This window comes from Mycobacterium sp. SMC-11, assembly GCF_046250095.1.
In the GTDB taxonomy this organism is placed as follows: Bacteria; Actinomycetota; Actinomycetes; order Mycobacteriales; family Mycobacteriaceae; genus Mycobacterium; species Mycobacterium heraklionense_A.
Map to the genome: position 1 here is coordinate 3,405,502 of NZ_CP176430.1, position 12,184 is coordinate 3,417,685.

General features: G+C 68.9%; 11 protein-coding genes. 4 read left to right on the forward strand and 7 right to left on the reverse strand.

Annotation, left to right across the window (positions count from 1 at the left end):
* Nucleotides 1-13: 13 nt before the first annotated feature.
* From ACKY0X_RS16150 to ACKY0X_RS16180, 7 genes are all read right to left on the reverse strand, one after another.
* Nucleotides 14-1,090, reverse strand: a complete 1,077-nt coding sequence (locus ACKY0X_RS16150) for an Acg family FMN-binding oxidoreductase (RefSeq protein ID WP_409426854.1) — start codon at nt 1,088-1,090, stop codon at nt 14-16.
* 200 nt (nt 1,091-1,290) lie between these two features.
* Nucleotides 1,291-3,036, reverse strand: a complete 1,746-nt coding sequence (lpqB, locus tag ACKY0X_RS16155) for an MtrAB system accessory lipoprotein LpqB (protein WP_065038892.1) — start codon at nt 3,034-3,036, stop codon at nt 1,291-1,293.
* 26 nt (nt 3,037-3,062) lie between these two features.
* A complete protein-coding gene (gene mtrB, locus ACKY0X_RS16160; RefSeq protein ID WP_065038848.1) occupies nt 3,063-4,712 on the reverse strand; it encodes an MtrAB system histidine kinase MtrB in 1,650 nt (549 codons plus the stop codon).
* A 22-nt stretch (nt 4,713-4,734) separates the two neighbouring features.
* Complete coding sequence (gene mtrA, locus ACKY0X_RS16165) at nt 4,735-5,421, reverse strand: two-component system response regulator MtrA (RefSeq protein WP_013829915.1); 687 nt, start codon at nt 5,419-5,421, stop codon at nt 4,735-4,737.
* Between the two features lie 52 nt (nt 5,422-5,473).
* Nucleotides 5,474-6,103, reverse strand: coding sequence for a dTMP kinase (locus ACKY0X_RS16170; RefSeq protein ID WP_409426855.1), 630 nt, complete (start codon nt 6,101-6,103; stop codon nt 5,474-5,476).
* Between the two features lie 89 nt (nt 6,104-6,192).
* Complete coding sequence (gene ahcY, locus ACKY0X_RS16175) at nt 6,193-7,650, reverse strand: adenosylhomocysteinase (RefSeq protein WP_046285644.1); 1,458 nt, start codon at nt 7,648-7,650, stop codon at nt 6,193-6,195.
* A 76-nt stretch (nt 7,651-7,726) separates the two neighbouring features.
* Nucleotides 7,727-8,332 (reverse strand): TetR/AcrR family transcriptional regulator, encoded by a 606-nt coding sequence (locus tag ACKY0X_RS16180; RefSeq protein ID WP_409426856.1) that lies wholly within the window; start codon nt 8,330-8,332, stop codon nt 7,727-7,729.
* An 87-nt stretch (nt 8,333-8,419) separates the two neighbouring features.
* Between ACKY0X_RS16180 and ACKY0X_RS16185 the strand changes: the two genes are divergently transcribed.
* The 4 genes from ACKY0X_RS16185 to ACKY0X_RS16200 are packed head-to-tail and all read left to right on the forward strand — an operon-like array spanning nt 8,420 to nt 12,063.
* Entirely contained in the window at nt 8,420-9,988 is a 1,569-nt protein-coding gene (locus ACKY0X_RS16185; RefSeq protein WP_409426857.1) for an adenylate/guanylate cyclase domain-containing protein, read from the forward strand.
* Entirely contained in the window at nt 9,978-10,898 is a 921-nt protein-coding gene (locus ACKY0X_RS16190; protein WP_409426858.1) for an alpha/beta fold hydrolase, read from the forward strand. Before ACKY0X_RS16185 ends, ACKY0X_RS16190 begins: the two co-directional genes overlap by 11 nt.
* Entirely contained in the window at nt 10,895-11,290 is a 396-nt protein-coding gene (locus ACKY0X_RS16195; protein WP_046285641.1) for a PaaI family thioesterase, read from the forward strand. Before ACKY0X_RS16190 ends, ACKY0X_RS16195 begins: the two co-directional genes overlap by 4 nt.
* Before the next feature lie 8 nt (nt 11,291-11,298).
* On the forward strand, nt 11,299-12,063 hold the full coding sequence (locus ACKY0X_RS16200) for an alpha/beta fold hydrolase (protein WP_409426859.1): 765 nt from the start codon (nt 11,299-11,301) through the stop codon (nt 12,061-12,063).
* Nucleotides 12,064-12,184: the final 121 nt, after the last annotated feature.

Genomic DNA, 12,184 nt, shown 5'->3' on the forward strand with positions numbered 1-12,184 from the left:
TCGCCGGTGCGGCTCAGGCGTAAAGGGCCAGCCCGTCAGCTTCTCGCGGTTGGGCCTTGCGGGTGTCGGCGGCCAGCCACTGGACGGTGTCGTTGAGGAAGCGCCGCGGGGTTGCCGGCAGCGGATCGGCATTGATCGGCGCCCAGCCGACCCGCAGCAGCATCTGCGGATAACCGCTGGTTCCGAAGACGTCGCGGCGCACGGCGGCGCGGGTTTCGGCGATCTCCAGCGGCTCGGTGACCGGGCAGCTGGCCAGCCCCAACGCGGTCGCGGTCAGCAGCACCACGCTGGTGGCCTCACCGGATCGCAGCTGCGCCAGCCGGTCGTCGGTCTCGGTGCCCAGCGCCAGCATCACGGCACGGTCCTCGGCCGGGACGGCACCGGGCGGCTGGGCCAGTGCCGGCCCGGCGAAGAACCGGCCCGGAATCGGGGCGCCGGCATCCGGCGCCGGAACACTGTGCGCCGGAACGCCGGCCACCGACCCGTAGCGCCCGCTCCAGGTCGCCAACTCGGCGAGGTAGTCGTAGTCGGTGCGGTGCTCGAACACCGCGCGGGCCACCACCGCGTTGAGCCGGTCCAGGGCGTCGACCCGGCGCAGCATCACGCCCGACCGGGCGGCACGCGCGCCCATCAATGCGATGTCGGCGCCGGCCACCGGCCAGCCGCTGAAGTTACGGCGGTCGGTGCGCCGGCGCGGGATCGCCGCCGCCAGCGCGACATCGACCTGGCAGAGATCGGGTTGCGGGCAAGGCGGGCCCAGCTCGATCGAGGCCAACAGGTCAGGCTGTGCCGGGTCGGGCAACCGATGGACCTTGACCTGCTGCCCCAACGCGGCGAATGCCACCACGCAGTGGTGCAATGCCGCGCCGCAGCTCAAGATCATTCCGCGGCCGTCGGGGTCGACGCTGCGCAGCTGCAGATCGGGCTCGACGTACAGGTCCAGCCGGGGCGCCGACGGCGCCGGGTCCACCCGCCAGCGCCATGGTTGGGAGTTGTGCACCGATGGCGCTCGGGCTGCCAGTATTAACGCGGTTCGAATGGTCTCCCGAACCGCCGCGGCGTCCGGGTAGCCCGCAGGCTGTTCATCCACGGTCCGGCCCCTTTCTTCTGGCGGCCCCGAGCCCGATTTCCGCTGAGCCCAAGAGGACCTTGCGCTATTCACGATCCTCCGCATGCCGGCGGTCCGACCAGGGCATGAAGACCCGCAACTGCGCCGTTGACTCGGGACTTCTGGCCCTGCCTGCGCGATGCGGGCGGGCGATGAGAGGCGGGGCGCGGGGGTTCTGTCGCTCAGCCCGGCAGTACCGGCAGCGCGCCGGCCACCATGAACGGCCCCAGCGGCGACCAGCTCTGCTCGTCCTCGGCCGCCGCGGACGACAGCGCGAGCACGCCGCGCGGATCGGCCACGTAGACCGTGGACGGGTCGGCGACGATCGTCGACACCGGCAGCTGAAGGTTGCCGTTGGGCGCATCGGAGTTGACCCCGTCGATGTTGACGTAGGACACCGGATGTTTGGGATCGGATCGGCTCACCACGATGTCGTCGCCGGTGCGCCAGCTCAGCGACACCGCCGAGGAGCCGAGCCCGAAGCCCAGCCGGCGCGGGTAGTGCAGCACGAACTGGCCGCCCGGCATCTGTTCGACGCCGGCCAGGATCACCTGTCCGCCGATCACCATGGCTGCCCGGGTGCCGTCGCGAGACAGTTGCAGCTCGCTGATCGGCCCGGGGAACCGCGCGGAGACCGCGCCGGAGTCCACCGGGATCCGGGCCGGGCGGCCCGTTGCGACTTCCTGGATGGCGCGCAGCACGTTGTTGCCGTCGACCACCACCCACACGGCTTCGTCCAACGACCAGCTGGGCCGCGACAGGGTGTGCCCCTCGGCCGCCTGTACCGCCTCGCCGCCGAGATCACCGATCCACAGGGTGGCCTCCGGGTCACCGGGGTGCACCACTACCGAGGCCACCTGGCGGCCATTGCGCGACAGCGCGCACGACTCCTGATCGGGCTCGCGGCCGAATGCGCCCGGCACCCGGTTGGCCTGCTGGCCGTCCAACACCAGCAGCGAACCACCCACCAGCGCATGTATTCCCGCACCGGCCCCGTCGGAGGCGCCCGGATCGGTGGTGGCCACATCCGAGGTGGTCCACCCGTCGGGGAACCTGTCGTCGAGCGCCGCACCATCGGCGTCGATCACGTAGGGACCCTTGATATCAGCTCGGGCGAGCGTCCAGATGAGTTGCGCGGCAAGTAATTTTCTGGTGTTCGGGTCGGTGGCCGACAAACTGTCCAGATCGATCTTCGCGCCACCGTAGCCGCGGCCGACCCCGCTCTTGCCCCCGTCGGCGCGAGTCACCGGCCCGCGCAGTCGCACTGGCGGCGACAGCAGATTGCGCACCCCCGCCATCTCCGGACGGGGGCCGGCGATCAGCTTGGACACCAATTCGGTCGCCAACTGGTCAGGATCGGACACCGCCACGTAGCGGGGATCGGGAACCACCGTCTTGCCGGTCGGGTCTACGAAGTAGAGCGTGTTGCGCTTGTAGGTCGCCTGGAACTGCTGCCAGTCCAGGAACACCCCGTTGGGCAGCCGGTCGATGCGCCAACCGTCGGAGGTCTTGAGCAGTTCGATCGGCTCCGGGGCCGGCAGGGCGCCCTCAGCGGTCTCGAACACCCCCATGTCCGACAGCGACCCCAGCATGTCGGCGCGCATCGTGACCGCGACCCGGCCGGCACTGCGCGTCTCGACGAACACCACGTTGTCGATCAGCAACGCGCTACCGGCGTCGTCCCAGGAGTCAGAGGCCTCCTGGGTGAGGAACTGCCGCGCCGCGCGGTGCCGGTTGGCCGGATCGGCGGTCGCCTTGAGGAATTCCCGCAGCAGCACATCGGGATCCATCCCCGGGGTGGGCTTGGGCAGCACCGACGGCGGCGGCGCCTCCACCGTGCCAATCGCCTGCGGCGCCGACGTGCTGGGCACCCCGGCGCACCCCGCCAGCGCGCCGACCAGCGCCGCCGTCCCTGCCAGGGCCAGCATCCGCGTCGCGATCCTGTTGCGGCGCATCATCCGATCCTCTCGGCGTGCTCGCGGGCCCGCTGGCGACGCTCCCGACGCTCGGCGGCGCTCACCGGCTTCATCGGCAGCGGGCTGGTGGTGACCTTGTGTCCGCGCACCAGCGGCAGGGTGAGCCGGAAGCAGGCCCCCTTGCCCGGCTCGCCCCAGGCCTCCAGCCGGCCCTGGTGTAGCCGGGCGTCCTCCACACTGATCGCCAGACCCAGTCCGGTCCCACCGGAGCGCCGCACCCGAGACGGGTCGGCGCGCCAGAACCGACTGAACACCAGTTTCTCCTCGCCCGGTCGCAAGCCCACGCCGTGGTCGCGCACCGTGACGGCCACCGTGTCCTCGTCGGCGGCCATCCGAATCACCACCGGCTTGTGCTCGGCGTGGTCGATGGCGTTGGCGATCAGGTTGCGCAGGATGCGCTCGACCCGGCGCGGATCGACCTCGGCGATCACCTGATCGCCGGGCATATCCACCTTGAGCTGGACGTCGGCGTCGGCCGCCAAGTGCCCCACGTTCTCCAGGGCACTGTTGACCGTCGAACGCAGGTCCACCGACTCCACGGACAATTCGGCCACACCGGCGTCGTGCCGCGAGATCTCCAGCAGGTCGTTGAGCAGGGACTCGAACCGGTCCAGCTCGCTGACCAGCAGTTCCGTCGAGCGCCGCAGCGACGGCTCGAGGTCTTCGCTGTGATCGTGGATCAGGTCGGCGGCCATCCGCACGGTGGTCAACGGGGTGCGCAGTTCGTGGCTGACGTCGGAGGTGAACCGGCGCTGCAGGTTGCCGAACTCCTCGAGCTGGGTGATCTCACGCGAGAGGCTCTCGGCCATGTCGTTGAACGACACCGCCAGCCGGGCCATGTCGTCTTCGCCGCGCACCGGCATCCGTTCGGACAGATGGCCCTCGGCGAACCGCTCGGCGATCCGCGAAGCCGACCGCACCGGAAGCACCACCTGCCGCGACACCAGCAAAGCGATACCCGCCAGCAGCACCAGCAGCACTAGGCCGCCGGTGGCGATCGTGCCGCGCACCATGCTGATCGTGTTGCGTTCGGTGCCCAGCGGATAGATCAGATACAGCTCCAGGTTGGTGATCCGCGACGTCGTCGGTGTCCCGATCACCAGCGCCGGACCCGAAAAGCCTTCGACGTGCACGGTCGCGTACTGGTAGCTGACCTGACCGGCCTTGACGAATTCCCGCAGCGCGGCCGGAACCTGATCCACCGGTCCGGCAGTAGTCGCCGCGCGCGGCCCTTCGCCGGGCACCACCAGGACCGCGTCGAACGCGCCCGCCGTGCCGCTGCCGGCAGCCGGGTCGGTCTTGGACATCAGCGTGTTGCGAGCCAGCTGCAGACTCGACGTCAGCGAACGAGCCTCCTCACCGCCGACGATCCCACCGGCGGTGACCCGCGCCCGCACGATCTGCTCGGTGGCCGCCCGGACCTTGACGTCGAGCACCCGGTCGGTGATCTGGCTGGTCAACACGAAACCCAGACCCAAGATCACCACCGCCGACATGCCCAGCGTGAGCACCACAACCCGCAGTTGCAGCGAACGACGCCAGGCGACCTGCACCGCGCGGCGCAGGGTGTTCACACCGAGCAGCAGTGGACCCGACCGCCGGGGGCGCCGTTTGGAGCTGAAGATCACTTCCGCCGCTCCCCGGTGGGGATCACGGAGGTCCGGCCTTGTAACCCACTCCTCGGACGGTCAGCACCACAGTCGGGTTCTCCGGGTCTTGCTCCACCTTGGCCCGCAGGCGCTGGACGTGCACGTTCACCAGTCGGGTGTCCGCCGGATGGCGGTATCCCCAGACCTGTTCGAGAAGCACCTCACGAGTAAACACCTGCCGCGGTTTGCGTGCCAGCGCCACCAGCAGGTCGAACTCCAGCGGCGTCAGGGAGATCTGCTCACCGCCCCGGCTCACCTTGTGCGCCGGCACGTCGATGTCGATGTCGGCAATCGAGAGCATCTCGGCCGGCTCGTCGTCGTTGCGGCGCAGCCGGGCCCGCACCCTGGCCACCAGCTCCTTGGGCTTGAACGGCTTCATGATGTAGTCATCGGCGCCCGACTCCAGCCCGAGCACCACGTCGACGGTGTCGGTCTTGGCGGTGAGCATCACGATCGGGACACCGGAGTCCTTGCGCAGCACCCGACAGACGTCGATGCCGTTCATGCCGGGCAACATCAGGTCCAGCAGCACCAGATCGGGCCGAAGCTCGTGCACCGCGGTGAGCGCCTGGGTGCCGTCACCGACGACCGCGGTGTCGAAACCCTCCCCACGCAACACGATGGTGAGCATCTCGGCCAGCGACGCGTCGTCGTCGACGACAAGAATCCTTTGCCTCATGGCGTACATGGTGTCACCAGAACGTGACAAAACGTGGCTATCACACGCGCGTTTCGCAGAGTTACCCGCGCATTTCGGCCGCCAGAGCAGCCGCATCGACCGTCGGGCCGACTACCTGCCAGCGTCCAGCAAACCCGGCGTGGGCCAACCCTCGATACACCTCGCCGGTGCGGCGCTGCAGGCCGTCGTCGCGCTCGTAGCTGTCCCGGGAACGCGTGGCGTCGTGCGCCTCGCGGTGCCGGGCCCGTTGCGCGGCGAGTTCGGTGGGCACGTCGAGCAGCACCTGCCAGTCCGGAGCAGGCAGCGCGAGCCGCCCGAATTCCAGCCGGCGCACCCAGCCCACCATCTCTCCGTCGGCGTCCTGGTGCAGCCGGGCGGCGCTGTAGGCGGCGCTGGAGGCGACGTACCGGTCCAGGATCACCACGTCGTTTCCGCGGCACAGCGTGTCGATCTCGTCCTTGGCGCCGGCGCGGTCCAGCGCGAACAACATCGCCATCGCATACACCGAGTCGGCCAGATCGCCGTGCTGTCCGTGCAGCGCCTCGGCGGCCACATCGGCGATCACCGAGACGCCATAGCGCGGGAATGCCAACGTGGCCACCGACTGGCCGGCCCCCTCGAAGGCCGTGCGCAACCCTTGGGCCAGGGTGTTCTTGCCGGCGCCGTCAACGCCTTCGATCGCGATCAGCACGGTACGGGCTCACCCACCCCCGCGAGCAGTCGCGAAAGCCCCCAATTTCGCGCGGAAATGGGGGCTTTCACGACTGCTCGGCGGAGAGATCAGTACCGGTAGTGGTCCGGCTTGTACGGGCCTTCGACGTCGACGCCGATGTACTCGGCCTGGTCCTTGGTCAGCTTGGTCAGCGTGCCGCCCAGGGCCTCGACGTGGATGCGGGCCACCTTCTCGTCCAGGTGCTTGGGCAGCCGGTAGACCTCGTTGTCGTACTCGTCGCCCTTGGTCCACAGCTCGATCTGAGCGATCACCTGGTTGGAGAAGCTGTTGCTCATCACGAACGACGGGTGGCCGGTGGCGTTGCCCAGGTTGAGCAGCCGGCCCTCGGACAGCACGATGATCGACTTGCCGGTGTCGGGGAAGGTCCAGACGTCGACCTGCGGCTTGACGTTGTCGCGCACGGCGCCGGAGGTCTCCAGGGCGGCCATGTCGATCTCGTTGTCGAAGTGACCGATGTTGCCCAGGATGGCCTGGTTCTTCATCGCCTTCATGTGCTCGAGGGTGATGATGTCCTTGTTGCCGGTCGTGGTGATCACGATGTCGGCGTCGCCGATGGCCTGCTCGACGGTCTGGACGTCGTAGCCCTCCATCAGCGCCTGCAGCGCGTTGATCGGGTCGATCTCGGTCACGGTCACCCGCGCGCCCTGGCCCTTGAGGGACTCCGCGCTGCCCTTGCCCACGTCGCCGTAGCCGCAGACCAGGGCCTTCTTGCCGCCGATCAGCGCGTCGGTGCCACGGTTGATGCCGTCGATCAGGGAGTGCCGGCAGCCGTACTTGTTGTCGAACTTGGACTTGGTGACCGAGTCGTTGACGTTGATCGCCGGGAACACCAGCTCACCGGCGGCGGCCAGTTGGTACAGGCGCAGTACGCCGGTGGTGGTCTCCTCGGTGACACCCTTGACCGACTCGGCGATCTTGGTCCACTTGGTCTTGTCGGTCTCGAAGCGCTCGCGCAGCGTGCCCAGGAAGACCTTCCACTCGTGGGAGTCGCCCTCCTCGGCGGGCGGAACCACGCCGGCCTTCTCGTACTGGGCGCCACGCAGCACCATCATGGTGGCGTCGCCGCCGTCGTCGAGGATCATGTTGGCCGGCTCGCCGTCCCAGGTCAGGGCCTGCTCAGCGCACCACCAGTACTCCTCCAGCGACTCGCCCTTCCAGGCGAAGACCGGGGTGCCCTTGGGCTCCTCGACGGTGCCGTGCGGCCCGACGACGACCGCCGCGGCGGCATGGTCCTGGGTGGAGAAGATGTTGCACGACGCCCAACGGACCTCGGCACCGAGGTCGACCAAGGTCTCGATGAGCACCGCGGTCTGGATGGTCATGTGCAGCGAACCGGTGATACGGGCGCCCTTGAGCGGGTTGACCCCGTGGTACTCGTGACGCAACGCCATCAGGCCCGGCATCTCGTGCTCAGCCAGCCGGATCTCCTTGCGGCCGAAATCGGCCAGCGACAGGTCAGCGACCTTGTAGTCGATGCCGTTGCGGCTGTCCGCGGTCAAACTCATCAGTACGCCCCCGTTAGGTTCGGTGAATTGGCTCCGCTACAAGCTACCGGCGCAGGCCAAAGTCTGCTCGGCCGGGTCATTCCGCGTCGACGACGCCGTAGGTCTGTGCCGCGGGGGTGAACAGTCGCGCCAAGTCGGCAGCCACGTCGTGGTCGGCTTCGGGCGGCATGGAGACATAGCTCATGGCCAGCCGCACGACGGCCCGGGCCAGGATTCCGGCGTCGTCCTCGCTGACCTTGACCCAGCTGTGCATGAACGACGACGTCAGCCGCGCTGAGCTGCGGGCGATGATCGGGCCGCTGTCGGTGGTGATGATCTGCAGCAGGTCCGGCTTGGCGGCCCCGGTCAGCAACGAGATCACCAGCGGGTCGGCGGCCGAATCGGAGAAGAAGGACCGGAACCCCTCCAAGAACGCGGCGTGGATGTCGCCGACATTGTTGGACATGGCCCGGTCCACGGCGTCGACCAGGCGGTCGGCCAGCCTGATCGCATAGCCCTGCGCCAATCCCTGGCGCGAGCCGAATTCGTTGTAGATGGTCTGCCTGCTGACCCCCGCCGCCTCGGCCACCGCGGCCAGCGTGATCGATGACCAGTCCCGCCGGGTCAGCAGTTCCCGCATCGCGTCGAGCACCGAGTCGCGCAGCAGCGCCCGGGAGGCCTCGGCGTAAGGGATGCGTTTCACCGTCGTCAGGTTAGCGCTTGCCCCTCGTCATCCCGCAGATCCGTATAACTTGAGTGCACAACGCACTCAGGGATGGGCACGACCGCGATGACGACTGCAGGTTCGGGCGCAGGCGCGCGGCCGCGTACCGCTGTCCGCGTTCGCGACTACGCGGCCGGACTGGCCTTCGCCCACCTGCTGACCAGCGCCGAGGCGATCGCGGTGGTGGTTTCGCTCAACGGTGAAACCCCACTGACCGACTCCACCTTGCTGTCGGTGCCCAACCTGGTGCTGGTGGCGGTACTGGTAACGCTGGGGACGTTGTCCGTCGTCGCCGCGGGCAGCGCCAGCATCGCGCCGTCCGTGCGCTGGTACACCGCAGGAGCGCCGCCCGACCGCGGGCAACGCCGCTCGGCCATCAACATCCTGCGCCGGCAGTCGGTGATAGTGCTCGGAACGTGGCTGATCGGCGGGGCGATCGGCATGGCCGCGATCCACTCCCACAACATGGGCCTGATCGTGCTGCTCGGCACGATCATCGTGTTCGGGGGCACCGCATCGCTGAGCACCAGCATGTTGTTCACCCAACGCACCTTCCGGCCGATCGTGGCCGCGGCCTGGCAGGGGTCCGACGTCCGCGCGACCGCCCCCGGCGTACTGGCCCGCCTGGTGACCATGTGGTTCATCACCTGTGCGATGCCCTCGGCGGCCATCATCGCGCTCATCGTCTGCCGGCAGATGGGCTGGATCATCGACCCGGACTCGTCGGTGGAGATTCCGGTGCTGGTGCTGTGCGTGGTGGCGGTGCTGCTCGGGGTGCGCGCCATGATCCTGGTGTCCCGATCGATCTCCGACCCGGTCGGCGAAGTCGTCAACGCGATGGCCCGGGTCGAGCGCGGCGAGATGACCACGTCGGTCGGCGTCTACGAACAGTCCGAGATCGGGCGGCTGCAAACCGGATTCAATCGCATGGTGGCCGGCCTTGCCGAACGCGACCGGCTCCAGGACCTGTTCGGTCGCCACGTCGGCTCCGATGTCGCCCGGCTGGCCGTCGAGCAGGATCTCGCGCTCGCCGGCTCGGTCCAAGAGGCGGCGATCCTGTTCATCGATCTGGTGGGCTCCACCGAACTGGCGGCCACCCATCCGCCCGACGAGGTCGCCGGCGTGCTCAACGACTTCTTCCGCATCGTGGTGGACGCCGTCGACGCACAGCGCGGTTCGATCAACAAGTTTCAAGGCGACGCGGCACTGGCGGTGTTCGGCGCTCCGGTCCCCTCCGTTCACGCGGCCACGGCTGCGCTGGCCACGGCTCGCAGCCTGATCGCCCGGCTTCGCCGGCTGCCGTTGGTGGATTTCGGGATCGGGGTGTCGGCGGGGCCGGTGTTCGCCGGCAACATCGGCAGCGAAAACCGCTACGAGTACACGGTGGTCGGCGACGCCGTCAACGAGGCCGCGCGGCTGGCCGACCGCGCTAAGGGCGTCCCGGCCCGGGTGTTGTGTTCGGCGACCGCACTGGAACGCGCCGACCACGACGAGCGGGCGCGCTGGGCGCACTACGGTTCGGCGACGTTGCGCGGCCGCACGCAGCCCACCGATATGTCGATGCCGATGACCGAGCCCGCGACCTGGGGTGTCCCGGCTGCTGGGCACGTGCCAGACTCCGAGCATGGCTTATGACATCGCCCGTCCTCAGATGGAGGGGAACATCGCCGTCGGCGAGGACCGTCAGCTCGGCTTCGCCGAATTCGGTGCCCCACAGGGCCGGGCGATGTTCTGGTTGCATGGCACACCCGGCGCCCGCCGGCAGATTCCCGTCGAGGCACGGCTGTACGCCACCGAAGCTAACATCCGCCTGATCGGGGTGGACCGGCCCGGCATCGGTTCCTCGACCCCCTTCCAGTACGAGACGGTTTCTCAGTTCGCAGACGACCTGCGCACCGTTGCCGACACGCTCGGGATCGACAAGATGGCGGTCATCGGACTCTCCGGCGGCGGCCCCTACACGCTGGCGTGCGCGGCGGCCATGCCCAAGCGGGTGGTGGCGGCCGGCGTGCTGGGCGGCGTCGCCCCGGCGGTAGGCCCCGAGGCCATCGACAGCAACCTGATGCGGCTGGCCCGGCTCGCCGAGCCGGTACTCGACCACGCCGGGCGACCGATCAGCGTGCTGGCCGCCGGACTGATCCGAATGATCCGGCCGGTCGCGTCGCCGGCGCTGGAGCTCTACGCGCGGCTCTCCCCCGAGGGCGACCGCGAGATGCTGTCTCGCCCCGAGTTCAAGGCGATGTTCCTCGATGACCTGCTCAACGGCTCCCGCAAGCAGCTCGCCGCCCCGATCGCCGATGCCATTCTGTTCGCCCGTCCCTGGGGCTTCCGGCTCGCCGACATCAAGGTGCCGGTGCACTGGTGGCATGGCGACGCCGACCACATCGTCCCGTTCTCGCACGGCAAGCACGTGGTGGCGCTGCTTCCCGACGCCCGGCTCTACCCGATTCCCGGGGAGAGCCACCTGGCGGGATTGGGCCGCGCCGAAGAGATTCTGTGCACCTTGCTGCGGGCCTGGGACGAGGCGGGCGAGCCGACGCCATGACCGCGCCGCAATCGATCCGGGAGTTGTTCGACCAACTCGGTCTGCAGGAGGTGCCGTCGGCCGACGGCACGCTGACACTGCAGATGCCGGTCGACGAACGGGTGGTCAACACGTCCGGCGGGCTGCAGGGCGGATTGATCGCCACCATGGCCGACGTGGCGGCCGGACAGCTCGCCGCGCGCAGCACGCAGTTCGGCAACGGCATTGCTACGACGGATCTGTTCATCCGCTACCTGCGGCCGATCAAGGTCGGGCCGGCCCGGGCCGTCGCGTCCATCCTGCGTACCGGCCGGCGTTCGGTGGTGGCCCAGGTCGACATCTACCGAGGCGACGACGATCAGCTGGCGGCCACCGCGACGGTGAACTTCGCCGCCATCGAGCTGCCTGGCTGAACTCGCTCATGTCGGTAGTGCTGGTGCACGGCAACCCGGAATCGGATGCGATCTGGGACCCACTGGTCGATGCCCTCGACCGTCGAGATGTCGTACGGCTGTCACCGCCGGGATTCGGTGCCCCACTGCCGCAACACTTCTCAGCGAGCTACCTGGCCTACCGCGACTGGCTCGAAAGTGAGCTCGAAGCCCTCGGCGGTCCGGATGAGCCGATCGACCTTGTCGGGCACGACTGGGGCGGCGTCCATGTCGTCAATCTGGCGATGCATCGCCCCGAGCTGGTGCGCAGTTGGACCACCGACATCATCGGTGTGTTCGACCCGGACTACGTCTGGCCCGAGACCGCCCAAATCTGGCGCACCTCCGGAAAGGGCGAACGGCTGGTCGCCAACATGCTCGGCGGGACAGTGGCAGACCGAACCGCGCTGTGGTCGGCCACGCTGCCGACAGATATCGCCAAGTCGATGGCGCAGGCGCAGGGCCCGGAGATGGGGCGGGCAACCCTGCTGCTGTACCGCTCGGTGGAAGGCCCCGGCGCGATGGCGCAAACCGGCGGCGGGCTGGAGCGCGCGCGTGCCCGTCCGGGCCTTTCCCTACTGGCCACCGGCGACCCCTATGTCGGATCCGAGGAGATCCGGCGACGCGCGGCGCACCGGTCCGGCGCGCATACCGAAGTGCTCGACGGGCTTGGCCACTGGTGGATGACCCAGGATCCGGTGCGTGGCGCGGCGGCCCTGACATCCTTCTGGGAATCCGTCGCCGAATCCCGGTGACTCAGTTCGCCGTGGCCAGCGCCGAATAGCACGCCCCTCCAACGGTTTCGGCCGATACCGGGCGCAGTGGCGATTGCAGCTAAGCCCAGGCCGCCTGGACTCACGCCCCGTAGCGCGCGGG